Consider the following 23,388-nt stretch of genomic DNA (forward strand, 5'->3'; position numbering starts at 1 on the left):
AATATTTCTTGCAAACTTACTCCGTCAGCTTGAACTCCACCCGTCCCCGGATGTCGGTGGCCGATGCGGCGACAATGGCCTCGAATGCACCCGGCTCGGCCATCCACTGATGGCTACCGGCATCGAAATAACTCAATGCAGAACGGTCTATCGTAAAGGATACTTCCTTCTCCTCACCCGGCTTCAGGCTGACTTTGCAGAACCCTTTCAGTTCCTTGACCGGACGCTCTACGGACGACTTCTTGTCGCGGATGTAGAGCTGCACAACTTCCTTGCCCTCGCGGCTGCCCGTATTCTTTACGGGAACCGTGACCGTAAGCTGCTCATCGGCCTTCATTTCCCGTTTGTCAACTACCGGCTTCCCATACTCGAACGTCGTATAGCTCAGGCCATGCCCGAAGGAGAAGAGCGGTTGGACTTTTTTCTGTCTGTCGGTCCAACGGTAACCTACGAAGATGCCTTCGTTATATTGTACTGTCGTCACATCCTTGCTGCGGACAGCGCTGTACTGGCCCAGGCTGTGGGCTGGTACGTCCTCCAGCCGTGCCGGAAACGTGAAAGGCAGTTTGCCGCTGGGATTCACGTCGCCCATCAGCACAGCTGCCAACGATGTGCCCGCTTCCGAACCCAGATACCAGCCCTGCACGATGGCAGCCACCTTTCCGGCCCAGGGCATTGCCACGGCGTTGCCCGAGATGTTTACGACAATCAGGTTGGCGTTTGCCCCGGCCAAGGCTTCAATCAGTTCATCCTGACCATAAGGAAGCGACAGGTCCTTGCGGTCGGTGTTTTCGCAGTCCTGTCCATCACTCTTGTTCAGTCCGCCGATAAAGATGACGCAATCGGCTTCGGAAGCAACCTTCACGGCTTCTGCCTTCAGTTCGGCAGCCGAACGGGTTTCCTTCAGGTTCTGCCCCGTCACCACACCGTTATATTCGCCGGTTTCGTCACCCACATAGCCACGGGCATAGATTACCTCGGCCTTGTCGCCTACCCGCCTGCGGATGCCTTCCAAAGGAGAAATCTCATGCTGGGCTTTCAGCGAAGAGCTGCCTCCGCCCACGGTCATCATCTTCAGGGCATTCTCGCCGATAACGGCAATCTTCCGAATCCGAGTAAGGTCAACGGGCAGCACGCTGTGCTTGTTCTGCAACAGCACAATGCCCTCTTCACCAATCTGGCGGGCAGCCGCATAGTGTTCGGGCGAACGCATCGAGCCCCAGGGTCTGCCGGTATTCATCACAGTTCGGAAGGCCAGACGCAACACACGTCTCACCTTGTCGTCGAGTTCATCCATGCTTGCCCGTCCGTCTTTCAGACGCTGCAGATAGGGCTGGGCCAAGTAATAATTGTCGTACGCATTGCGTGCACCCGAGGAAAGCCCGTTGGTCCACGTACCGAACTCCAAGTCGAGCCCGTTGGCAATGGCCTGCTCCGTGTCGTGCGTGCCGCCCCAGTCCGAAATGACCACACCGTCGAAGCCCCACTCTCCTTTCAGGATGTCCTTCAGGAGATATTTGTTGTGGCAGCAGTGCTGGCCCTTGTACAGGTTGTACGAGCCCATGATGGCCCATGCCTTGCCCTCCTGCACAGCGGCCTTGAAGGCCGGCAAATAGATTTCATACAGGGCACGGTCGTCCACCACGACATCCAATGTAGAGCGATTGATTTCCTGATTGTTCAGCGCAAAGTGCTTGACGCAGGCCGCCACGCCGTTCTGCTGCACGCCTTGTACATAGGGAACAACCATCCGTGAAGCCAGATAAGGATCCTCGCCCATATATTCGAAGTTGCGCCCATTCAGGGGAGTACGATAAATGTTCACTCCGGGCCCCAGCAGCACGGCCTTGTTGCGATAGCGGGCCTCCTCGCCGATGCTCCGGCCATAGAGTTGCGCCATGTCAGGATTCCACGTGGCCGCCAGGCAGGTCAGCGCCGGGAAAGCGACACAGGAATCATTGGTCCAGCCCGCCTGCTCCCATTTGTCCCACAACACTTCGGGACGGATGCCATGAGGCCCGTCGGTGGTCCATATTTCAGGAATGCCGAGACGGGCAACCCCTGCGCTGCTGAATTTGGACTGGGCATGCAGCAACGCCACCTTCTCTTCCAACGTGAGACGACCGAGGGCATCTTCCACCCTTTCTTCCAACCCTTTCGTTTCGTCCAAATACACCGGCTTCTGCTGTGCCCCCAAGGGCAAGACCAGAGCCAGCAAACAAACAGACAACATTTTTTTCATGATACGATGATTTATTTAGTAAAACTTCCGATTCCGAGCTCTCCGGACTACTGCATATCCAGCGAACGGATATAGTCTTCCTGAATCTTACAATTTTTCCATTTGGCAGCTTCCAGGAAATCCGTCATCGCCTTCCGCGCCACAGCCTGGTCGGAACGGGCTTCCCTGATTTCCTTGTACGTCGTCCGGGGCGCTTCCGAGAAACGGACCACTTCCTCCCAGCCGTCCGGAGGAGTGATTCCGACAAACGACGACCCGTCTATCTTCTTGTAGGGCCAGAACGTATAGCCGATATTGGCGTCTTTCATCACCCGGCAGAAGGCAGCCTGCCATTCATAGGTATTATGCCCGATCTCACCCATGTACATCGGAAGCCCCACACTGTCTCTGAAGGCAATGATGGAACGGATGGCTTCGCGTGTGGGTTTGCCGCCATAGCGGTGGCAGGTGTACATCAGCTTGTCGTCGAAGCGGCTGTCCTTGAAGGGTTTGAAATTGCCGTTCCACTGTGCGCCGCCCAGCAGAATGATATGGTTGCGGTCTACCTCACGAATGGCAGCTACACCCCGTTTGTAAACGGCTTCCAGCGTGGCATTCAATCCGTCCATATTGTCGAAATAAGGGGCTATCGGTTCGTTCAGCAGTTCATATCCCAGGATGACCGGCTCGTCCTTGTAACGGTCGGCTATGCGTTTCCAAATGTCGGCATACAGTTGCTGGCTGGCTTCGCTTTCGAACAGCCACGGATAGCCGTAGCTGTCGTCAATGTTGTCGCCTGTCTGCCCGCCGGGAGCATCGTGCATGTCCAATATAAGGTAGAGGCCCGACTCGCGGCACCACTCCACCAGGCTGTCCACCCGGGCAAAGCCGTCTTGGGCAGCCGTCAGCCCCATGTAATCTTCATCCGTGAAAATCTTGTAATGAAAGGGCAGGCGGATGGTATTGGCTCCCGTACTCTTGATGAAGCGGATGTCTTCGCGAGTGACATAGACGTCCTTGAACTTTTTCCAGAAATCGGCCGTAAAATCGGGACCGACCAACTGACAGAACATTTCGTTGATGAAATGGGCCGAATTGGTCTTTCCGAATCCGAACATGTACCCTTCCGGATTCAGCCAATTCCCCAAATTCGTACCTTGGATGAACAGCACCGAACCGTTCGGCTCCAACAGATTCTCGCCTTGGATGGTTACAAACTTGTTTTCTGATACTTCCGGTACGCTCTTTTCTGCCTGACGGCCCGAGCAGCCCACCAAAGCCGCCATAAACAACATGAGCGGCAAACTGACACATAATAAATTTTTCATGATATTGTTTTTCATTTGACAAGGATTTCTGCAAACGGTTTGATGGTAAAATTAGACGAGAAAAAACAACTTCGCAACCAGCGCTGGGCAACAAGTGGACTACATATCACTCTGATTACAAACAGATAGCTGAAACACAAATAGTTGTGTTCTTTTGACAAAATAAAAAAGTGGATTCAATCCTACTGTATGGCTTTGACATAAGCCTCAAAAGACTCGCGCGGACAACAGGCTTTGTTCTTTACCTTGGCCCGGTAATTATAGATGGTGTTCACCGAATAGTCCAAAAATTTGGCAATGGTCGCACTGTCGTCAATGCCCAAACGGATCAATGCAAAGATACGCAACTCCGTATTCAGCAGTTCGCCAGACTTAGGGACAATGCGTTCTTCAGGAGTGAGCAAGTCATTGAATTGTTCGATGAAATCGGGAAAAATCTTCAGAAAAGCCTCATCAAAGTTGGCGTACAGTTCCTTCAGTTCCTCTTCCCGGGTGTGGTCTGCCACCCAGATGTCCTGCCGCCCGCCACTGCGGACAGCGCTCCGGCGACAGGTGTTCAAGCGGTCGATATACGTGGAACAGAGATTCAGAAAACGGCCGATATATTCTTCCTTTATCCGATTGGACAACCGCAATTGTCCATTGGCATACTCCAAACTGCTGCGAGCTGCCGACAGCCGACGCATCTGACGGTAAATGAAGGAGAGGGCTACACCTAGCAGGACAACCAGCACGCTAATCGAAACCAACGACCACTTCAGGCGGAGAGCCTGACGGTCCTGTATCGTCTGGTAGGCCTGGTCTATCAAAGACAGGATTCCCGACGTCTGCAAGTAACGGGAGCGTGCATTGTAACGGCTGGTCTCCTGCCACGAAAAACGGATGTATCGATAAGCCCGCTCCACATCGCCCTCTTCATATAGCCGATGAGCCAAGTCCCACAATGAAGCATGGTCGGCAATGGCCAGCCGGATATCCGTCAGGGCAGAAAGTGCCAGAAAGCGTTTTTCTTCTGCCCGGTTGCCCATGCTTCCGTAGATCAACGCCCGCTGGTAAGCGACCAAAGCATACTCAGGCATTCCGGAAGTCAGGCCGACCAGCCGACGGTCGTTCACCGCCAGTGCCTCACCCCATCTGCCCGCCAAGCGCAACGCATGTTCCTTCCGCTCCAGCCCCAAAGGAGACGAGGCATCCAGCACTCGCTGCAGAGAATCGGAATAGCAGACCGCCCGAGCTGCATACAGTCGGCGAAAATCTTCATCCTGCGTATAGCGCACCATTTCATCGTAAAGCTTGTAGCAACTGTAATAAAAGTCCGGCAACAGGGCAGCAGGAACTGCCTCACGCGGCACCTTCTCCCTCAAAACATCCGAAGATTCCCGATACATGCCGGCAGACGCCATGTGATAGACTTGCTTCAGCCGAACTGACAGGCAATCTCCGGCCGTACCATATTCCTCCGCCCACTGCAGGCCCCGACGAAGGTACAACAGAGCCGAGTCACAGTTATAAGCCCTGTATTCCAGGTAGATGCTGTCCAGTCCGGAAAAATAGCTTCGGGAAGAAACCGGACGCACCTGCTCCCGGAGTTTCAGTCCCCGGATGCGCTGTTCGCGTATATCCACATATCGGGTATGCTCCTCCATCGCCGCATCGATAGAACGCAGCAAAGGCTCCAGGGAAGGAAACCGGCCGGACCATGCAGAGGCAAGCAGACTGATGCCCCAGGCACACCACAGAAATAACAACAGACAGCGTTTCATGACAGCAAAAGTAATGATTCATCCTGAAATAAGAAAAAAGCATTTGCCCAAAGATGACAGTTTTTCTTCCAAAGAAAGACAAAGCAAAGACTTTTCTCCGTACCTTTGCCGGCGGAGGAAGCAGACATCCGGACCATTCCCTGCTTCCCGACGAAAAATCATGCTCCAACTCCAAACTCCCAACGGCGACAACCGCGTGCTGCTCCACTCGTGCTGCGCTCCCTGCTCGTCGGCCATCATCGAATGTATGCTGGCCAACGGCATACGCCCCACCGTGTTCTACTGCAATCCCAACATCTATCCGCAGGAGGAATACGAGATACGGAAGAACGAAGCCATCCGCTTCGTCACGTCGAAAAACCTCGATTTCATCGATGCCGACTACGACTATGCCCACTGGAAAGCTCAGATGACGGGACTGGAAGACGAGCCCGAACGCGGTCCCCGCTGCCTGCGCTGCTTCACCCTGCGGCTGACAGAAACTGCCCGCTATGCCTCGGAACACGGCTTCACGCTGTTCACCACCACCCTGGCCTCGTCGCGCTGGAAAAGCCTGGAGCAAATCAACGAGGCAGGACGACGCGCCGCCGCCCGCTACCCCGGCACCCTGTTCTGGGAACAGAACTGGCGGAAGGGCGGACTGCAGGAACGGCGCAACCAGCTGCTCCGCGAATACAACTTCTACAACCAGCTGTACTGCGGCTGCGAGTTCAGCATGCGGCGGTTATCGCCTCCTACCGATAAATAACAGCAAAAGAATACCCGCTGCCAAAGCCAACCGAGCATTTTGACAGCGGGTAATTTATATCCAATCATTGGAAGCCGTAGCCCCACAAGTATCCGTCAGAAGCAATAAGTGATGCCCGCACTGACTACCAGCTGATTGAAATCATTCACAATCTGATATTTCGCTTCAATGCCCACCGTCAAAGCAGCGGCTACCTTGAAATCGACACCAGCACCCAAATTAATGCCAAACTTACCGTCAGACACATTATCACCCAGCCCTACATCCTTCATATGAGCCGTCGCATTCGCATAGTGCAAACCGGCCAAGGGATAAATATGAACAACCTCCGTCGGGTGGAAAACATAATGCACATTGGCACCCAAATCCCAAAAAGAAACATAATCGTGCTTGAAATAATAGTCGAAGGCCGGCTCGATACGCCAATTGTCATTGAAGCTGTAACGGTACTTCAACCCCAGACCCACATTTGTTTCATTGCCATAGTTCAGATAAACACCGACAGCAGACTGTCCCTGCTGTGCCTGCGAAACCGTGCAGCATGCAATCACGGCAACCAAGAATACTAAAATCTTTTTCATAAGCCATCAATTTATGGGTTAATGGCTCAAATTTAAGAAAACAAATTTAAAGAAACAAATGAATCTTCCACAAAGTGGAAAAGCCGCTGACTAAAGATACACCAATTCGGACAAATACTCCTCGGCCAGCATCTCGTTCGCCACGGCCAGCAGTTCGTCGGCCGTCAGTGCGCTGACGCGGCGGCAGACGGCTTCCTGCGACTCGTAGCGGTTGTAGTGGAGGAAGGTCTTCGCCATGCCCAGGGCGTTGTTCTCGTTGTTGTCCGAGGCCACGCCTATCTGACCGATCAGCTGCTTCTGGGCGGCGGCCAGCTGCGAGGCGGTCAGCCGATGGTCGCGCAGACGCTTCAGCTCCTTGCGGACCAGGCGGAGGCAGAGGTCCACGTCGTCGGGGTCGCAGCCGAAGTAGATGCAGAACGTACCCGTGTCGGTATAGGCCGTCAGGTTGGACTCGACGGTATAGACCAGTCCGCGGCGCTCGCGCAACGACACGTTCAGGCGACTGTTCATGCCCGGCCCGCCCAGGAGGTTGTTCAGCAGGTAGAGGGCCGTGCGACGGGAGTCGTAGGCGTTGTAGCCGCGGCCGCCCAACATGACGTGTGCCTGGTTGGTGCCCTTGTCCAGCGTCACACGGTCGGGCACGTAGAGCGGAGGAGGTGTCCTCCGTCCGGCGGACGGAGGACCGCCGGGCAGGTCGCCCACCAGTTTCTCGGCCAGGCGAACCACCCGCCGGAAATCCACGTCGCCCAGCACGAAGAAGACCATGTTATCCGGCCGGTAGTAACGGCGGGTGAAGGCCGCGGCATCCTCCGTGCGGAACGTGCGCAGCCGCTCGGGACAGCCCAGGATGTTGCGCCCCAGCGGATGGCCGCGGAAAATCAGGTCCTCGAAGTCATCGAATATCAGCTCGGCCGGATTGTCCTCGTACGACTGTATTTCGTCGATGATGACCTCCGTCTCCTTCTCGATCTCGCGCTGCGGAAAGGTGGAATGGAACACGATATCGGCCAGCAGCTCGAAGGCACGGGCAAAGTGCTCCGCCAGGAAGGCCGAGTAAACCACCGTCTCCTCCTTGTTGGTATAGGCATTGAGGTCGCCGCCCACGTTCTCCATGCGGTTCAGGATGTGCCAGGCCCGCCGCTTCTGCGTGCCCTTGAAGAGGAGGTGTTCCACAAAGTGGGCCATGCCCTGCTCGTCCTCGCCCTCGTCGCGCGTGCCGGCGTCGACGGCAAAGCCACAATAAGCCACCCGCGAGCGCAGGGGTTCGTGGATGATGCGCAGGCCGTTGGACAGCGTGTGCACGTGATATTCCGGTTCTCTGGTTTCAAACTTCTTCATTATCGGCTTTCTAACGTTTTCTGCCCGCAAAAATACAATAAAACCTATTGCCGTTTATGGAAAATTGCAGATATTTGCATTCGGTATGTTCCGAGTCCCCTCAGGACGCCGGAAGAACAAAAAACGAAGAAAATCATGATAGACTCCATTAAAGAGCTTTTGCAGAAAGAAGCACAGGCTGTGCTCAACATCCCCGTGACGGACGCATATGAAAAGGCTGTCGGCCTCATCGTAGAACACGTACACCGCCGCAAGGGGAAACTGGTGACCTCGGGCATGGGAAAGGCCGGACAGATAGCCATGAACATCGCCACCACCTTCTGCTCGACGGGCATTCCTTCCGTCTTCCTGCACCCCAGCGAAGCACAGCACGGCGACCTGGGCATCCTGCAGGAGAACGACCTGCTCCTGCTCATCTCCAACTCGGGCAAGACGCGTGAGATTGTGGAACTCACCCGGCTGGCCCATAACCTGAACCCCGCACTGAAATTCATCGTCATCACCGGCAACCCCGACAGTCCGCTGGCGCAGGAAGCCACCGTCTGCCTCCACACCGGAAGCCCCAAGGAAGTCTGCGTGCTGGGCATGACTCCCACGACTTCGACCACCGTCATGACCGTCATCGGCGACATACTCGTGGTGCAGACCATGAAGCAAACACATTTCACCATCGAAGAATATTCCAAGCGCCACCACGGCGGCTACTTGGGTGAAAAATCACGTTCACTATGCGAAAAGTAATCGGTATCGGAGAAACCATTCTCGACATTCTCTTCCGTGACGGACAGCCCACGGCGGCCGTACCGGGCGGATCGGTATTCAACGGCCTTGTGTCGTTGAGCCGCGCCGGCGTCCCCATCCGCTTCATCAGCGAGACGGGCAACGACCGGGTAGGCAACATCATCCTTCAGTTCATGCGCGACAACGGCATGCCCACGGAACACGTCAACGTCTTCCCCGACGGCAAGTCGCCCGTTTCGCTCGCCTTCCTCAACGAGCAGAACGACGCCGAATACATCTTCTACAAAGACTATCCCCGCCAGCGACTCGACGTGGTATGGCCCGACGTGGAGGAAGACGACATCGTTGTCCTCGGCTCCTACTACGCCCTGAACCCCGTGCTGCGCGACAAGATACTGGAGCTGCTGGACATGGCCCGTTCCAGGAAAGCCATCGTGTACTACGACCCCAACTTCCGCTCCTCGCACAAGGAGGAAGCCATCAAGCTGGCACCGACCATCATCGAAAACCTGGAATATGCCGACATCGTACGCGGCTCGGCCGACGACTTCCTGTACATGTACAACCTGCAGGATGTAGACAAGATTTACAAGGACAAGATCAAGTTCTACTGCCCCAACTTCATCTGCACGGCCGGACACAAGGAGATTGCCCTGCGCACGAACCATGTCTGCAAAAGTTACCCCATCCCCACCGTCGAGACGGTGAGCACCGTCGGTGCGGGCGACAACTTCAACGCCGGCGTCATCTACGGCCTGCTGAAGGAGGACATCCGCTACGACACGCTCTACGAACTGGACGAAGCGCGCTGGGACCGCGTGGTGAACTATGGCATCGCCTTTGCCGCCGAGTCGTGCCGCAGCCTCAACAACAGCGTCTCCCGAGAGTTTGCAGAAACTTTAAAGATAGAAAAAGAAGTATAAAAGCCTTGGCGGCAACGACTCTCTTGAATGCAAATTGCATATATTTGTGATAACCGCTTCCGCAGGGAGGAGCTCCCTGCCGGCAGAGGCGGGCGATTGTTCACCCCCTAAAGAGAGTTTGCAGCTATGTGTAAAGACTTGTACTTCCTGTTTGTGCTGACCCTGCTGCTGCCTTCGTGCAGCAACACGCGTCCCCGTATCTCCGTCGTGTGCGAGGAAAACAACGTGGGCAACAGCATCGTCAAGTGGGAAATCATCCCCGAAATCCCCGGCGACGTCAAGGTCTATGCCTCGACCGACCCCGACCAGCAGACGGAAGGCAAACTGGTAGCCAGCGCCCCCATCTCCGACCAGCACCTGACCATCATCACCTCCGACCCCACCCGCCGCTACTACTACCAGCTGGTGTTCGGCGACAAGTACAAGATAAAGGTAGCCACGCGCAACGTCAACATTCCCGGTGTACAGAATTTCCGCGACCTGGGCGGCTATCCGTCCTATCCGCAGCGCAAATCGGTACGCTGGGGCATGCTCTACCGCTCCGGCGAGATAGACAGCCTGGGATGCGGCTCGCTGAAGGAGCTGAAGAACCTGGGCATCCGCACCATCATCGACCTCCGCTCGCCCGAAGAAGGCACGGCCACCGACCCCTGCCTGCGCAAGAACTTCCACCTCGTATCCATCCCCATCGCCACCGGCAACATGAAGGGCATCGTGGACGGCGTACAGGACCGCAGCATCCGGAGCGACACGGTCTACCGCATCGTGGAACGCATGAACCGCGAACTCATCACGAAATACACATCCCAGTACCGCCAGGTGTTCGACCTGCTGCTCGACAAGGAGAACTATCCCATCGTCATCCACTGTTCCTCGGGCAAGGGACGCACGGGAGTCGTGTCGGCCCTCGTCCTTTCGGCCCTCGACGTCAACGAAGAGAAAATCATGGAAGACTACCGCCTGAGCAACGACTACTTCAACATCCCCAAGGCCACCCGTTATGCCTACAACCTGCCTGCCCGCTCGCAGGAGGCCATCACCACCATCTTCTCCGCCCGCGAGGACTTCCTGAACGCAGCCAAGGAAGAGGCTGAACGACTCTACGGGGACATCCCGACGTACCTGCGCGACGGCATCGGCCTCAGCAAGCAGGAACTGAAGCAGCTGAGAAGCATCCTGCTGACCAAGTAACCGCAAAGCAGGAAGCAAAAAGCCGAAAACTGCGTTTCCGCTTTTGTACTTCACTCGGTTTGCACTATCTTTCCATAAGACAGGCGGCACCTCGGAAGTAAAAAGCCGAAAACTACGTTTCCGCTTTTGTACTTCACTCGGTTTGCACTATCTTTGCACCCGAAATCAAAGAAATACAAAGATTTAATGAAGACATTTGAAGAGCTCGGTGTGTCGCCGGAGATACGCCGCGCCATCGAAGAGATGGGCTACGAGCAGCCCATGCCGGTACAAGAAGAAGTAATCCCCTACCTCCTGGGTGAAAACAACGACGTGGTGGCCCTGGCACAGACAGGCACCGGAAAGACGGCGGCCTTCGGCCTGCCGCTCATACAGAAAATCAACGTAAAGGAAAACATTCCCCAGTCGCTCGTGCTCTGCCCCACGAGGGAGCTCTGCCTCCAGATAGCGGGCGACCTGAACGACTACAGCAAATACATCGACGGCCTGCGCGTACTGCCTGTCTACGGCGGTTCGTCCATCGAGAGCCAGATCAAGGCCCTGAAACGCGGCGTACACATCATCGTGGCCACGCCCGGCCGCCTGCTCGACCTCATGGAGCGCAAGACCGTCTCCCTGGCCACCATCCAGAACGTGGTGATGGACGAGGCCGACGAAATGCTCAACATGGGCTTCACCGACAGCATCAACGCCATCCTGGCCGACGTGCCCAAGGAACGCAACACCCTGCTCTTCTCGGCCACCATGAGCCCCGAAATAGCCCGCATCGCCAAGAACTACCTGCACGACGCCAAGGAAATCACCATCGGACGCAAGAACGAAGGGACGGCCAACGTGAAGCACATCGTCTATGCCGTACACGCCAAAGACAAGTACGAGACGCTGAAACGCATCGTTGACTACTATCCGCAGATATACGGCATCATCTTCTGCCGCACCCGCAAGGAGACACAGGAGATAGCCGACAAGCTGATGCAGGAGGGCTACAACGCCGACGCCCTGCACGGCGAACTGTCGCAGGCACAGCGCGACGCCGTGATGCAGAAGTTCCGCATCCGCAACCTGCAACTGCTCGTGGCCACCGACGTGGCCGCCCGCGGACTGGACGTGGACGACCTGACACACGTCATCAACTACGGCCTGCCCGACGACACCGAAAGCTACACCCACCGCAGCGGACGTACCGGTCGCGCCGGCAAGACGGGTACCTCCATCGCCATCATCAACCTGCGCGAGAAGGGCAGGATGCGCGAGATAGAACGCATCATCGGCAAGAAGTTCGAACCCGGCGTCATGCCCACCGCCAAGCAGATCTGCGAGAAACAGCTCCTTAAGGTCATCGACGACCTGGAGAAGGTCAAGGTGAACGAGGAAGAAATCGCCGACTTCATGCCCGACGTCTGCCGTAAGCTGGACTGGCTGTCCAAGGAAGACCTTATCAAGCGCATGGTGTCGCACGAGTTCAACCGCTTCGCCGAGTACTACCGCGACCGCGAAGAGATCGAGACCGTCAGCCTCAAGGAAGAGAAGAAGGCGGCCAAGGACGGCAAAGGCAAGAAGAGCGGCAGCCGCAAGGCCGAAGAGGGCTTCACACGCCTCTTCATCAACATCGGCAAGACGGACAACTTCTTCCCCAACGACCTCATCGGACTCATCAACAGCAACACGAAAGGACGCGTAGACCTGGGACGCATCGACCTGATGCGCAACTTCTCGTTCTTCGAGGTGGACGAAACCGAAGCCGACACGGTCATCAAGGCCCTGAACCGCACCCGCTGGAACGGACGGAAAGTATCCGTCGAACGGGCCGGCGAAGCCGATGAAAAGGACGGAAAGAAGAAAAAGAAGGACGGACGCAGCGAAGGCGGCAAGCCCGAAACGAAGAAGGCCGCAAAGCCCCGTGCCGAGAAGCCGGCCAAGGAACCCAAGCGCACCAAGCCCAGCCGAGAAGAACGGGGCTACACCAAGCCCCGCGGCCGCAAGGACGACTGGAAGCAGTTCTTCCAGCACAACAACGACCTCAAGGGAGCCGAACCCGACTTCAGCGAAGAAGGATGGGCCAAGCCGTCGAAGAAGAAAAAGGAATAAACCGCAGAACCCTGAACAACCGATACCATGACCCTGCAACAACTGGAATACATCCTCGCGCTGGAGCAGCACCGCCACTTCGGCAAGGCCGCCGAACAATGCGGCGTGACGCAGCCCACCCTGAGCGCCCTCATCCAGAAGCTGGAAGAGGAGCTAGACACCCGCCTCTTCGACCGCACCCGCCAGTCGGTGGAGCCTACGCCCGCCGGACGGCTCATCCTGGAGCAGGCCCGGCACGTACTGGCCGAAGCCGCCCGCCTCAAGGACATCGTGGCCGAAGAGAAGCAGACGCTGACGGGCACCTTCAACCTGGGTATCCTGCCCACCATCGCCCCCTACCTGCTGCCCCGCTTCTTCCCCCAGCTCGTGAAGCGGCATCCGCAGCTCGACATCCGCGTCACGGAGATGAAGACGGCCGCCATCAGCCAGGCGCTGGCCGAGGGAGAGATTGACGCAGGCATCGTGGCCGCCCTCGACGGCATGGACAACTTCGTGCAGACCCCGCTCTTCTACGAATCGTTCTACGCCTACGTGGCCCGCGAGGACGAGCTCTTCGCCCGCGACACCATCCGCACGTCCGACCTCGCCGGCACACAGCTCTGGCTGCTGGACGAAGGCCACTGCTTCCGCGACCAGCTCGTCCGCTTCTGCCAGCTGAAGAACGCCCGCGCCAGCCAGCTCACCTACCACCTGGGCAGCATGGAAACCTTCATGCGCATGGTGGAGGGAGGCAAGGGCGTGACCTTCATCCCGGGCCTGGCCGTGCTCCAGCTGGGCGAGGCGCAGCGCCAGCTGGTACGTTCCTTCGCCGTGCCCCGCCCCACGCGGCAGATCGTGATGCTCACATCGCGCCACTTCATCCGCCACACCCTGCTCGACACCCTCCGGCAGGCCATACAGGAAGCCGTCCCGTCCGACATGCTTTCTCCCCAGCCCACCCAGCAGCTGATATAAGCCAAGAGTCAGGCCGCTTCCCTCCGGCAGGAGGCGGCAATGTTTGCCACGGCAGGAAGCAATGTTTCCGCATAAAAAAAGCAATATTCCACCAGGAAACATTGCTTTTCTTTTTCGATGAATACGCCCTTTATCCGATTTTCAATTCTTCTATCAGCCGGCCCGCCTTGCCATATTTCTCGATGATGAACAGCACGTAGCGGATGTCCACCCCGATGCAGCGCTGCAGGCGGGGCTCGTAGAGGTAGTCGCTGCTCATGGCCTCCCAGTTGCCGTCGAAGGCCAGGCCAAGCAGCTGGCCGCGCGCGTTGAACATGGCGCTGCCCGAGTTGCCACCCGTAATGTCGTTGTCCGAGATGAAGCACACCTTCATCTCCCCGCTGCTGCGGTCGGCATAGCGGCCGTAGTCACCGCCCTCCAGCAGGCTCACCAGCTCGGGCTGTAGGGCGAAGTCGGGCTCGCCACGATGTTCGCGGGCCTTTTCCAGAATGCCGCGTACGGTGGTGAAGTAGCGGTAATGCGTCCCGTCGGCCGGGTCGTAGCCCCGCACCGTGCCGAAGCTGAGGCGCATGGTCGAGTTGGCATCGGGATAGAAGCGGCGGTCGTGGTAATACCGGCGCACGGCGGCGTTGAACAGCCGCTCGCCGCGGTCCACGGCCACATTGGAGGCCTGCATCTGCAGGTTCATGTCGAAAAGCTGGGTGATGAGGTCGATGCCCAGGCTGATGGCCGGGTCGTTGAAGAGGTTCAGCGTGGTGTCGTTCTCCAGGAAGCGTTGCAGCCCGCGGGGCGTAGCGATGGCCGTACGGGCATAGAGGCTGTCCACGTAGGCCCGCTCATTGCCGCCATAGACGGTGGCGATGGAATCGTAAAGGGGCGGCAGGTACTCGGCCTCCACGTGGCGGGGATATTCCTTCAGAAGGGCCGTAAAGACGTCCTTGTCGATGTTCAAGTCGAGGTTGGCATACTTGTCCACGATGTCCTGCAGATTGGCCTCGACCACCTTCGGGTCGGCGCCGAAGTCGAAGTTCAGGATGCTGAGGGCCAGCTGCACCAGCTCGGGACCGTTGAGGAAGCTCTCCAGCAGGTAGGCCTGCGCCCGGTTGGCCGCCCGCCGATCCTTATAGGCCAGCTCGAGGTCGGTGAGCAGGTGGAGCAGGCTGTCGCGTTCGGCAGGGGTGCGGCGTATCCAGTCCTGCAGGTCACGCTCCAGGGCCCGCTTCTTCTCGAGCACGTGCAGGCGGCGGATGGAGCGGTTCGTGCCAATGCTGTTCTTCCAGTAGTTGGAGCTTTCGTCGTACTTGGAGGCATACTTGATGCGGATGTCGTCACTGGCATCCATGGCCCGCTTCCAGATGGCCTGCTTCACGCCGCGGATGTCGGCCTGGGCCTGGTTGATGCCGTTCATGGCCTCCTCGATGCCGAACGACGAGAGGTAGCGTTCCGTCGTGCCGGGATAGCCCATCGTCATGCAGAAGTCGCCCTCGCGGTAGCCTTCCAGGGAGATGGGGGCTGCGTAGCGGGGATGGTAGGGCACGTTGTCGGGCGAGTAGTCGGCGGGGCGGTTCTTGCGGTCGGCGTAGATGCGGAAGACGCAGAAGTCGCCCGTGTGGCGCGGCCACATCCAGTTGTCCTGGTCCCAGCCGAACTTGCCCACGGACGAGGGCGGGGCAAACACCAGCCGGACGTCGTTGAAGTCCTGGTAGACGGAGAGCCAGAATTCATTGCCGCCGTAGTAGGCATCGACCACGCCCGTCAGCGTGGAGTCCTTCTGCGACACTTCGGCCCCGACGACCAGCATCACCGAGTCGACGGCATTGGCGCGGTCCGACTCGTCCATCCCGGGACGCACGGCGGAGAGCACGCGCTTCGTCACATTCTCCTGCCGCAGGAGGAAGCGGACGTAGAGCGCGGGGTTGGGCAGCTCCTCCTCACGCGTGCGGGCCACGAAACCGTCCTTCAGGTAGTCGTGCTCCAGGCTGGAGTGCTCCTGCACGCTGCCGAAGCCGCAATGGTGGTTGGTGAGCACCAGTCCGTCCTCGGACACCACCACGCCCGAGCAGAAGCCGCCGAAGCTCACTACGGCGTCCTTCAGCGAAGCCTTGCGGGGGCTGTACAGTTCGCTGGGCTTCAGTTCCAGTCCCATTTTCTTCAGGGTGCGGGCGGTCGGTTTGTCCAGGTTGCCCGGCATCCACATGCCTTCGTCGGCCAGGGCGGCCACGCTTGCCAGCAGGCAGACGGCAGCCAGCAGCAGGTATTTCAGGTCTCTCATCATCGTTTTCTTCGTTTTGTTCACAGATTATTTCTTCGCCACCAGCCGGTTCAGCAAGGGGATGCGACTCAGAGGCAGGTCATGTTTCAAGATATAGGCAACAAACACCAGCAGCAGCACCGTGCGCCAAGCCAGGCGCAGCCACAGGTTGTCGATGGGCACGTACTCGGCAGCCAGGTAGAGCACGGCGGCCAGCAGCACGTAGCGTCCGATGGCCTTCAGATCGTAGCGGATGGGGTACTTCTTCTGTCCCACGAAGTAGGACAGAAGCATGGCCGTTCCGTAGCCCGCAAAGCCCGCCCAGGCGCAGGCCATGTAGCTGTAGCGCGGGATAAACAGCACATTGATGAGCACCAGCACGGCGCAGCCCGTCAGCGAGAAGTAGGCGCCCCAGCGCGTCTCGTCGATCAGCTTGTACCAGAACGACAGGTTGAAGTACACGCCCATGAAGATTTCGGCCGCCATCACGATGGGCACCACACGCAGGCCGGCCCAGTAGTCGCGTCCGATGATGAACTTCAGCAGGTCGAGGTAGAACATCACGGCCAAGAAGGCCAGCAGGGTGAAGATGATGAAATACTTCATGGCGGCGGCATAGACCTCACGATTATCCTTGTCGCGACTCTTGCCAAAGACAAAAGGTTCGTAGGCATAGCGGAAGGCCTGCGTCAGCATGGCCATGATCATGGCTATCTTGCTGGCCGCACCGTAGATGCCCAGCTGCACCTTGGCCTCGGCAGCATCGGGATAGACGTAGGGGAAGATAATCTTGTCGGCTACCTGGTTCAGGATGCCTGCCAGGCCAAGCACCAGCAGGGGCAGGCTGTAGGACAGCATGCGGCGCAGCAGGGCGCGGTCGAGCACGTAGCGGAAGCCGCGCAGCTCGGGTATCATGCAGAGCATGACGGTGAAGGTGCAGACCAGGTTGAACAGGAAGGCATAGCCCACGTCGCTGCCCTTCATCGCCACGTAGTAGACGAGGTTCAGCGCGATGTTCAGGAAGATGAACAAGAGCTTCAGCGCGGCGAACTTGATGGGGCGCTTCTTGTAGCGCAGGTAAGCAAAGGGGATGCTCTGGATGGCGTCCATGGCCACCACGGCCATCATCATGCCCACGTATTCGGGATGGGCTGCGTAGCCCAGCAGGCCGGCGATGGGCTGCAGGAACACCAGTCCCAGAACGAGGAACGTGAGCGACACGCCGCCCACCCCCATCAGCGTGGTGGAGTAGACACGCATGGGGTCGTCCTTGCCGTTGTTGGCGAAGCGGAAGAAGCCCGTCTCCATGCCGAAGGTGAGCAGCACCAGCACCAGTGCCACCCAGGCGTAGACGTTCGTCACCACGCCATAGCCTCCCGACTCGGCCGACATGGCCATCGTATAGACGGGCACCAGCAGATAATTCAAGAATCGCCCTACGATGCTGCTCAGGCCGTAGATGGCGGTGTCTTTAGCAAGCGATTTCAGATTTGCCATTCTATTGTAGTTCTTTCTTACTTGTTCGTTATAATCAACGTTTATAATACCGTCACAACTCCCCTCCTTCTAGAAGGAGGGGTGCCCAACGGGCGGGGTGGTAGGTTAATCCGACACCTTATGGCACAATATATGTATCCACCTACCACCTCCCCCTTACGGGTACTCCTCCTTCCAGAAGGAGGAGAGTTCAAGATACTTTTGCATTCATTTTTCTTGTCTGCCTTTACAGGCATCCATCAGTTCCTTTACCTCCCGAAATATCTGTTCGGGGTTTTCGAACACCACACGGTTCTCAAAACGCAATACCGTGATGCCTGCCTTTTCCGACAGATAGCTTGTACGCTGTCCGTCATACTCTTCCCGACAGGCGTGCGACGCTCCATCCAGCTCTATCGCCAGCTTCAAGGCCGGACAATAGAAATCCAGAATATAAGGTCCCACACTATGCTGCCGTCTGAATTTCAACCCTTCCAGCTGACGCCCTTTCAGCAACCGCCAAAGGACGGCTTCTGCCGGAGTCAATGCCTGCCGAAGTTCCCGACGCCGTTCCAACCACTCTGCCCGATTCATCCGATCAGTCATACCTCCTCTGCTCAGTCAAACAACGACGGTTGCCCTCCGTTATACAAGTTCCGCCCCAGGTGCCTGTAGGCCAGCTCCGTCACTTCGCGGCCGCGGGGGGTACGCTTGATGAAGCCTTCCTTGATGAGGAACGGTTCGTAGACTTCCTCGATGGTGCCGGGATCCTCGCCCAAGGCGGTGGCGATGGTCGTGAGGCCCACAGGACCGCCCTTAAACTTGTCGATGATGGTCGTCAGGATCTTGTTGTCGATCTGGTCGAGCCCGTAGCGGTCGATGTTCAGCGCTTCGAGGGCGTAGCGGGCTATCTCGGTATCGATGCTGCCCGAACCCTTGACCTGCGCAAAGTCGCGCACGCGACGCAGCAAGGCGTTGGCGATACGGGGCGTACCACGGCTGCGGCTGGCAATCTCGGCCGCCGCCTTCGACGAGCAGGGCACGTCGAGGATACGCGCCGAACGCTGGATGATGGCGCTCAGCACGTCGTTGTCGTAGTACTCCAGATGGAGGTTGATGCCGAAGCGCGCACGGAGCGGAGCCGTCAGCAGGCCGCTGCGCGTGGTGGCGCCCACCAGCGTGAAGGGGTTCAGATCTATCTGGATGCTGCGAGCCGAGGGCCCCTTATCGATCATGATGTCGATGCGGTAGTCCTCCATGGCCGAGTAGAGATACTCCTCCACCACGGGGCTGAGGCGGTGGATTTCGTCGATGAAAAGGACGTCATTGGGCTCGAGGCTGGTCAGGATGCCCGCCAGGTCGCCCGGCTTGTCGAGCACGGGGCCGGAGGTAATCTTGAAGCCCACGCCCAGCTCGTTGGCGATGATGTTGCTCAGCGTGGTCTTGCCCAGGCCGGGAGGGCCGTGGAGCAGCGTATGGTCCAACGCCTCGCCGCGCAGACGAGCCGCCTTGACGAAGATGCGGAGGTTGTCCACCACCTTGTCCTGACCGCTGAAGTCCTCGAAGGCCAGCGGGCGGAGCACGTTCTCGAAGTCGCGCTCGCGGCTGTTCATCGGCTGCTGGTTGCGTATGTCAAAGTTTTCTTGTTCCATAGTGTGTGTTTATACGAGACAAAGATAGTGCAAACCAAGGGAAGTACAAAAGATGAAAACATTGTTTTCAGTTTTTTCCTCTCCGCCCCTCAGCGGCGTTGCATGAAGCGGCGGCGCTCGTCGTCGGCGAACTTCTCGATGGCGTAGCGCAACATGGTGCGGGGCATCACCTGACAGTGCTCCTCAAGGAAGCGGACGAGCACGGCCTTGTCCTTCTTGCCCACCTCGCGCAACATCCATCCGCAGGCCTTCCGCATCAGGTCATGGGGCGTGTGGAAAAAGTGTGGAACGAGGGTCAGGATGTCGGTGAAATCGCCGTTTTTGATGAGCGGCATCGTGGCCACGACGGCGATGCGCTGGTTCCACAGCAGCGGGTCGGCGGCCAGGCGGCGGAGCACGTCGCGGGGCTTGTCCTTCAGGTATTCGCCCACGATGTAGGGGGCCGAGAGGTCCACCAGGTCCCAGTTGTTGATGCGGGCCGTCTGCGTCAGGTAGAAGTCGAAGATGGCTTTCCGCCCCGTTTCATCGCTCTTCCTGAAGCGCTCCACCAGCATCAGCAGGGCGCAGAGGCGGCACTCGTGCCAGGGGCTCCGGAGCAGCGCGGCAGCCACTTCGGCGGGTTCGTCCTTATGGCGGCGGGCCCCGAGGCGTACGTTGGGCACGACGACGCCCAGGAAGCGGTCGCCTTCGCCATACTCTCCCCGCCCCGTCTTGAAGAACTTGGGCAGGTATTCGCGCTTCACGGGGTCGATGTAGGCCTCGAGTTCGGCCTGTATTTCTTCGGGCTTGGTCATTTAGCGGTCAGTGAATAAGGGTTAGCGGTTAGTATAGAGGGCAAAAATACGGCAAAATTCGACAATTTGTGGAAAGTAATCCGTAATTTTGCCGCTACGTATGAAAAGAACAGTCATTTCCCTCCTGATGATGGGGGCTGCCTGCTTCGGCAGCCTTTCTCCCATCCACGCACAGACCGCCGTCCAGCGGGGTCTGAACAGCATCAACCGCGCTTCGGCCGAGGCCATCGTGGGCTTCCTGGCCGACGACGAACTGCAAGGGCGCGAAGCAGGCCTGCACGGCTCGCGCATCGCCGCCCGCTACCTGGCCGCCAACCTGCGGGAGGCGGGCATCCGTCCGCTCTATGGCGACAGCTACTACCAACCCTTCGAGGCCTGCGCCAAGGAGAGGCAGCAGAAAGGGGCGCGCTGGCAGGTACACCCCGACTCCATCGCCCTCCTCAAGCAGGGCACGCACCGCGTGCTGCACATGGCCAACGTGCTGGGCATCATCCCCGGGGAGCGGACGGACGAATATGTCATCGTGGGTGCCCACTTCGACCACCTGGGCACGGACGCAACACTGGCCGACGATTCCATCTACAACGGAGCGGACGACAACGCCTCGGGCGTATCGGCCGTGCTGCAGATAGCCCGCGCCTTCCAGGCCAGCGGACAGAAACCGCTGCGCAACGTCATCATCGCCTTCTGGGACGGTGAGGAGAAAGGGCTGCTGGGCTCCAGGCATTTCGTCCAAAGCTGCGATTTCATCGGAAAAGTCAAGGGGTATCTGAACTTCGACATGATCGGGCGCAACCACCTGCCCGACCGTCCGCGCCACGTGGTCTACTTCTACACCGCCGCCCATCCGGCCTTCGGACAGTGGCTCAAGGACGACATCGACCGCTACGGCCTCGCCCTGGAGCCCGACTACCGCGCGTGGGACCGCCCCGTGGGAGGCAGCGACAACGCCTCGTTCGCCGTGCGCGACATCCCCGTCATCTGGTACCACACGGACGGGCACCCCGACTATCACCAACCCTCGGACCACGCCGACCGCCTGAACTGGGACAAGGTCGTCGATATAACCAAAGCCTCGTTCCTCAACGCGTGGAACCTGGCCAATGAAGACAACTATTAACACGATAACATGGTACTGAACTACATCTGGGTGGCCTTCTTCGTCATCGCCTTCATCGTCGCGCTGGGCAAGCTCGTCTTCCTGGGCGACATGGAAATCTTCACGGAACTGGTGAACGCCACGTTCGACTCGTCGAAGAACGCCTTCGAAATTTCGCTGGGACTGACCGGCATCCTGGCCCTCTGGCTGGGCCTCATGAAGATAGGCGAGCAGAGCGGACTGATAGGCGCCCTGTCGCGCTGGCTCAGCCCCGTATTCTGCCGCCTGTTCCCCGACATTCCCAAGGGGCATCCGGCCATGGGAAGCATCTTCATGAACCTCTCGGCCAACATGCTGGGGCTGGACAACGCCGCCACACCCATGGGCCTGAAGGCGATGAAGGAGCTGCAGGAGCTGAACCCGCGCAAGGACACGGCCACCAACCCGATGATCATGTTCCTGGTCATCAACACCTCGGGGCTCATCCTGATACCCGTCAGCATCATGATGTACCGCGCGCAGATGGGGGCCGCCCAGCCCACGGACATCTTCATCCCGACGCTGCTCACCACCACCGTGTCGACCTTCGTGGGCGTGGCCGTGGTGGCCGCCAGCCAGCGCATCAACCTGCTGTGCAAGCCCATCCTGATGCTCGTGGGAGGCATCGCGCTGTTCTTCACCGCCCTCATCTGGCTCTTCGTCCGCCTGGGACGTGACCAGATGGGCGCCTACTCCACCCTGACGGCCAACGTCATCCTGTTCTGCATCATCCTGTTCTTCATCCTGTGGGGCGTGTGGAAGCGGACGAACGTCTACGACGCCTTCATCGAGGGGGCCAAGGAGGGCTTCACCACGGCCGTACGCATCATTCCCTACCTGGTGGCCTTCCTGGTGGGCATCGCCGTCTTCCGCACGTCGGGAGCGATGGACCTGCTGGTCGAGGGCATCGGCGCAGTGGTAGGCTGGTTCGGCATCGACACGAGCTTCGTGGGCGCACTGCCCACGGCCCTGATGAAGTCGCTCAGCGGCAGCGGGGCCAACGGACTGATGATCGACGCGATGAACCAGTATGGCGCCGACTCGTTCGTGGGCCGCATGAGCTGCGTGGTGCGCGGCGCGTCGGACACGACGTTCTACATCCTGGCCGTCTACTTCGGCAGCGTGGGTGTCACCCGCACGCGCAACGCCGTCGTCTGCGGCCTGCTGGCCGACCTTTCGGGCATCGTGGCGGGCATCATCGTCAGCTATTGGTTCTTTTAAACATCGGATATGATAACTTACCAGACTGAGGGCGTGGAAATGCCCGACATCCAGAAACGCGAAACCACGGCGTGGATCAAGGCCGTGGCGGCTTCCTACGGGAAGAAAATCGGCGAGATAGCCTACATCTTCTGCTCGGACGAGAAGATACTGGAGGTGAACCGCCAGTACCTGCAGCACGATTACTATACGGACATCATCACCTTCGACTACTGCGAGGGCAACCGCCTGAGCGGCGACCTCTTCATCAGCCTCGACACCGTCCGCACCAACGCCGACCAGTTTGCCGGGGGCGACTACCGCCGCGAACTGAACCGCGTCATCATCCACGGCATCCTCCACCTCTGCGGCATCAACGACAAGGGTCCCGGCGAACGGGAAATCATGGAGGAGGCGGAGAACAGGGCGCTGGAATTAGCGGTTAACGGTGAGCGGTGAGCGGTTAGTATACCATGCGGGTAGGATGCTAACCGTTAACCACTAACCGCTCACCGCTATATACGCCACTAACCGCTACCTGAACCCCGGCACCGGCGGCCGTATCGTGGGTCCGCCGTCCGAACTGCCGCCGCGGTGGTCGATGATGATGCTGCGGATGAGCTCGTAAATCAATGGCCCCACATCGAACTGGAGCTTGAACTTGTCGCTGAAGCGGTAGCCGGGCATCACCACGGGCATCGTTTCCCAGCGGCCCGTCAGGTCGTTGTAGAAGCGCTGCACGCCCAGCTCCAGGCTGAAGCGGTCGGTGATGTCGAACCCTATCGTGCCGCCATAGGAATAGGATTTCATGTTGAGGAAGTCGCCCTTGTAGGCGGAGCCGAAGGCCGTGAACCACAGGTGGTCCTGCGCCCGGTAGACCAAAGCCCCCGACAGTCCCACCGAGAAACGGCGGTTGAAGTAGGCCATGTTCATCCGCATGGCGTCCACCGTGGCCTGCAGACTGAGGCGGGCGTTCAGCCGCTGCTCAAGGCTGAAGGCGG

At 58.5% G+C, this 23,388-nt stretch carries 19 protein-coding genes and 1 pseudogene; 9 read left to right on the plus strand and 11 right to left on the minus strand.

Going from position 1 to position 23,388, the window contains the following annotated elements; genetic code table 11:
- Positions 1-16: 16 nt before the first annotated feature.
- The 3 genes from BQ7483_RS14515 to BQ7483_RS14525 form a co-directional block, all read right to left on the minus strand.
- Entirely contained in the window at positions 17-2,242 is a 2,226-nt protein-coding gene (locus tag BQ7483_RS14515; RefSeq protein WP_072546380.1) for a glycoside hydrolase family 3 C-terminal domain-containing protein, read from the minus strand.
- Between the two features lie 47 nt (positions 2,243-2,289).
- Positions 2,290-3,549: a glycoside hydrolase family 5 protein gene (locus tag BQ7483_RS14520; protein ID WP_022021577.1), complete on the minus strand. Its 1,260-nt coding sequence runs from the start codon at positions 3,547-3,549 to the stop codon at positions 2,290-2,292.
- 182 nt (positions 3,550-3,731) lie between these two features.
- Entirely contained in the window at positions 3,732-5,312 is a 1,581-nt protein-coding gene (locus BQ7483_RS14525) for a DUF6377 domain-containing protein (protein WP_072546381.1), read from the minus strand.
- A gap of 160 nt (positions 5,313-5,472) precedes the next feature.
- Here BQ7483_RS14525 and BQ7483_RS14530 point away from each other — a divergent pair, with 160 nt between their 5' ends.
- Positions 5,473-6,060, plus strand: coding sequence for an epoxyqueuosine reductase QueH (locus BQ7483_RS14530; RefSeq protein ID WP_022021575.1), 588 nt, complete (start codon positions 5,473-5,475; stop codon positions 6,058-6,060).
- A gap of 95 nt (positions 6,061-6,155) precedes the next feature.
- Here BQ7483_RS14530 and BQ7483_RS14535 read toward each other — a convergent pair whose 3' ends face one another.
- Both BQ7483_RS14535 and BQ7483_RS14540 read right to left on the minus strand, forming a co-directional pair.
- Positions 6,156-6,641 carry a porin family protein gene (locus BQ7483_RS14535; RefSeq protein ID WP_022021574.1) on the minus strand — a complete coding sequence of 162 codons (486 nt, stop codon included), beginning with the start codon at positions 6,639-6,641 and terminating at the stop codon, positions 6,156-6,158.
- Between the two features lie 90 nt (positions 6,642-6,731).
- The gene (locus tag BQ7483_RS14540; protein WP_072546382.1) at positions 6,732-7,979 is read right to left on the minus strand and encodes a M16 family metallopeptidase; all 1,248 of its coding nucleotides are present in this window, start codon (positions 7,977-7,979) and stop codon (positions 6,732-6,734) included.
- Positions 7,980-8,114: 135 nt separating this feature from the next.
- On the opposite strand from BQ7483_RS14540, the gene BQ7483_RS14545 reads away from it, so the two are divergent.
- The 5 genes from BQ7483_RS14545 (at position 8,115) to BQ7483_RS14565 (ending at position 13,876) form a co-directional block, all read left to right on the plus strand.
- The gene (locus BQ7483_RS14545; RefSeq protein WP_022021572.1) at positions 8,115-8,720 is read left to right on the plus strand and encodes an SIS domain-containing protein; all 606 of its coding nucleotides are present in this window, start codon (positions 8,115-8,117) and stop codon (positions 8,718-8,720) included.
- Positions 8,708-9,643 carry a carbohydrate kinase family protein gene (locus BQ7483_RS14550; RefSeq protein WP_022021571.1) on the plus strand — a complete coding sequence of 312 codons (936 nt, stop codon included), beginning with the start codon at positions 8,708-8,710 and terminating at the stop codon, positions 9,641-9,643. Before BQ7483_RS14545 ends, BQ7483_RS14550 begins: the two co-directional genes overlap by 13 nt.
- A 126-nt stretch (positions 9,644-9,769) precedes the next feature.
- Positions 9,770-10,834: a tyrosine-protein phosphatase gene (locus BQ7483_RS14555; RefSeq protein ID WP_072546383.1), complete on the plus strand. Its 1,065-nt coding sequence runs from the start codon at positions 9,770-9,772 to the stop codon at positions 10,832-10,834.
- Between the two features lie 186 nt (positions 10,835-11,020).
- A complete protein-coding gene (locus BQ7483_RS14560; protein ID WP_022021569.1) occupies positions 11,021-12,922 on the plus strand; it encodes a DEAD/DEAH box helicase in 1,902 nt (633 codons plus the stop codon).
- A 27-nt stretch (positions 12,923-12,949) separates the two neighbouring features.
- Positions 12,950-13,876, plus strand: coding sequence for a hydrogen peroxide-inducible genes activator (locus BQ7483_RS14565; protein ID WP_022021568.1), 927 nt, complete (start codon positions 12,950-12,952; stop codon positions 13,874-13,876).
- A 130-nt stretch (positions 13,877-14,006) separates the two neighbouring features.
- Here BQ7483_RS14565 and BQ7483_RS14570 read toward each other — a convergent pair whose 3' ends face one another.
- The 5 genes from BQ7483_RS14570 to BQ7483_RS14590 all read right to left on the minus strand — a co-directional run bounded on the left by BQ7483_RS14570 (position 14,007) and on the right by BQ7483_RS14590 (position 20,049).
- Positions 14,007-16,148, minus strand: a complete 2,142-nt coding sequence (locus BQ7483_RS14570; protein ID WP_072546751.1) for a S46 family peptidase — start codon at positions 16,146-16,148, stop codon at positions 14,007-14,009.
- A 27-nt stretch (positions 16,149-16,175) separates the two neighbouring features.
- Entirely contained in the window at positions 16,176-17,624 is a 1,449-nt protein-coding gene (locus BQ7483_RS14575) for a lipopolysaccharide biosynthesis protein (RefSeq protein WP_072546384.1), read from the minus strand.
- A 207-nt stretch (positions 17,625-17,831) separates the two neighbouring features.
- A complete protein-coding gene (locus BQ7483_RS14580) occupies positions 17,832-18,209 on the minus strand; it encodes an endonuclease domain-containing protein (RefSeq protein WP_072546385.1) in 378 nt (125 codons plus the stop codon).
- Positions 18,210-18,220: 11 nt separating this feature from the next.
- Positions 18,221-19,255 carry a Holliday junction branch migration DNA helicase RuvB gene (ruvB, locus tag BQ7483_RS14585; RefSeq protein WP_072546386.1) on the minus strand — a complete coding sequence of 345 codons (1,035 nt, stop codon included), beginning with the start codon at positions 19,253-19,255 and terminating at the stop codon, positions 18,221-18,223.
- 89 nt (positions 19,256-19,344) lie between these two features.
- Entirely contained in the window at positions 19,345-20,049 is a 705-nt protein-coding gene (locus BQ7483_RS14590; protein ID WP_072546387.1) for a DNA alkylation repair protein, read from the minus strand.
- 127 nt (positions 20,050-20,176) lie between these two features.
- On the opposite strand from BQ7483_RS14590, the gene BQ7483_RS14595 reads away from it, so the two are divergent.
- Genes BQ7483_RS14595 through ybeY form a run of 3 tightly spaced genes read left to right on the plus strand, consistent with a single transcriptional unit; the run spans position 20,177 to position 22,846 of the window.
- Positions 20,177-21,169, plus strand: a complete 993-nt coding sequence (locus BQ7483_RS14595) for a M28 family metallopeptidase (protein ID WP_407657232.1) — start codon at positions 20,177-20,179, stop codon at positions 21,167-21,169.
- A 9-nt stretch (positions 21,170-21,178) separates the two neighbouring features.
- Positions 21,179-22,408, plus strand: a complete 1,230-nt coding sequence (locus BQ7483_RS14600; RefSeq protein ID WP_022021562.1) for a nucleoside recognition domain-containing protein — start codon at positions 21,179-21,181, stop codon at positions 22,406-22,408.
- Between the two features lie 9 nt (positions 22,409-22,417).
- The gene (gene ybeY, locus BQ7483_RS14605; RefSeq protein ID WP_072546389.1) at positions 22,418-22,846 is read left to right on the plus strand and encodes an rRNA maturation RNase YbeY; all 429 of its coding nucleotides are present in this window, start codon (positions 22,418-22,420) and stop codon (positions 22,844-22,846) included.
- A gap of 75 nt (positions 22,847-22,921) precedes the next feature.
- Here the strand turns inward: ybeY and BQ7483_RS14610 are convergent.
- A pseudogene (locus BQ7483_RS14610) lies at positions 22,922-23,388 on the minus strand (hypothetical protein); the annotation flags it as partial.

Source organism: Mediterranea massiliensis, from assembly GCF_900128475.1.
GTDB classification, from domain to species: domain Bacteria; phylum Bacteroidota; class Bacteroidia; order Bacteroidales; family Bacteroidaceae; genus Bacteroides; species Bacteroides massiliensis_E.

Excerpts from the sequence above, each read along its gene's own strand:
- BQ7483_RS14590 (WP_072546387.1), bottom strand. The coding sequence starts at position 20,049 with ATGACCAAGCCCGAAGAAATACAGGCCGAACTCGAGGCCTACATCGAC.
- BQ7483_RS14570 (WP_072546751.1), bottom strand. The coding sequence starts at position 16,148 with ATGAGAGACCTGAAATACCTGCTGCTGGCTGCCGTCTGCCTGCTGGCA.
- BQ7483_RS14545 (WP_022021572.1), top strand. The coding sequence starts at position 8,115 with ATGATAGACTCCATTAAAGAGCTTTTGCAGAAAGAAGCACAGGCTGTG.
- BQ7483_RS14515 (WP_072546380.1), bottom strand. The coding sequence starts at position 2,242 with ATGAAAAAAATGTTGTCTGTTTGTTTGCTGGCTCTGGTCTTGCCCTTG.
- BQ7483_RS14540 (WP_072546382.1), bottom strand. The coding sequence starts at position 7,979 with ATGAAGAAGTTTGAAACCAGAGAACCGGAATATCACGTGCACACGCTG.
- BQ7483_RS14535 (WP_022021574.1), bottom strand. The coding sequence starts at position 6,641 with ATGAAAAAGATTTTAGTATTCTTGGTTGCCGTGATTGCATGCTGCACG.
- BQ7483_RS14560 (WP_022021569.1), top strand. The coding sequence starts at position 11,021 with ATGAAGACATTTGAAGAGCTCGGTGTGTCGCCGGAGATACGCCGCGCC.
- BQ7483_RS14550 (WP_022021571.1), top strand. The coding sequence starts at position 8,708 with ATGCGAAAAGTAATCGGTATCGGAGAAACCATTCTCGACATTCTCTTC.
- BQ7483_RS14525 (WP_072546381.1), bottom strand. The coding sequence starts at position 5,312 with ATGAAACGCTGTCTGTTGTTATTTCTGTGGTGTGCCTGGGGCATCAGT.
- BQ7483_RS14600 (WP_022021562.1), top strand. The coding sequence starts at position 21,179 with ATGGTACTGAACTACATCTGGGTGGCCTTCTTCGTCATCGCCTTCATC.
- BQ7483_RS14530 (WP_022021575.1), top strand. The coding sequence starts at position 5,473 with ATGCTCCAACTCCAAACTCCCAACGGCGACAACCGCGTGCTGCTCCAC.
- BQ7483_RS14520 (WP_022021577.1), bottom strand. The coding sequence starts at position 3,549 with ATGAAAAATTTATTATGTGTCAGTTTGCCGCTCATGTTGTTTATGGCG.
- BQ7483_RS14595 (WP_407657232.1), top strand. The coding sequence starts at position 20,177 with ATGATGGGGGCTGCCTGCTTCGGCAGCCTTTCTCCCATCCACGCACAG.
- BQ7483_RS14555 (WP_072546383.1), top strand. The coding sequence starts at position 9,770 with ATGTGTAAAGACTTGTACTTCCTGTTTGTGCTGACCCTGCTGCTGCCT.
- BQ7483_RS14575 (WP_072546384.1), bottom strand. The coding sequence starts at position 17,624 with ATGGCAAATCTGAAATCGCTTGCTAAAGACACCGCCATCTACGGCCTG.
- BQ7483_RS14580 (WP_072546385.1), bottom strand. The coding sequence starts at position 18,209 with ATGACTGATCGGATGAATCGGGCAGAGTGGTTGGAACGGCGTCGGGAA.
- ybeY (WP_072546389.1), top strand. The coding sequence starts at position 22,418 with ATGATAACTTACCAGACTGAGGGCGTGGAAATGCCCGACATCCAGAAA.
- BQ7483_RS14565 (WP_022021568.1), top strand. The coding sequence starts at position 12,950 with ATGACCCTGCAACAACTGGAATACATCCTCGCGCTGGAGCAGCACCGC.
- ruvB (WP_072546386.1), bottom strand. The coding sequence starts at position 19,255 with ATGGAACAAGAAAACTTTGACATACGCAACCAGCAGCCGATGAACAGC.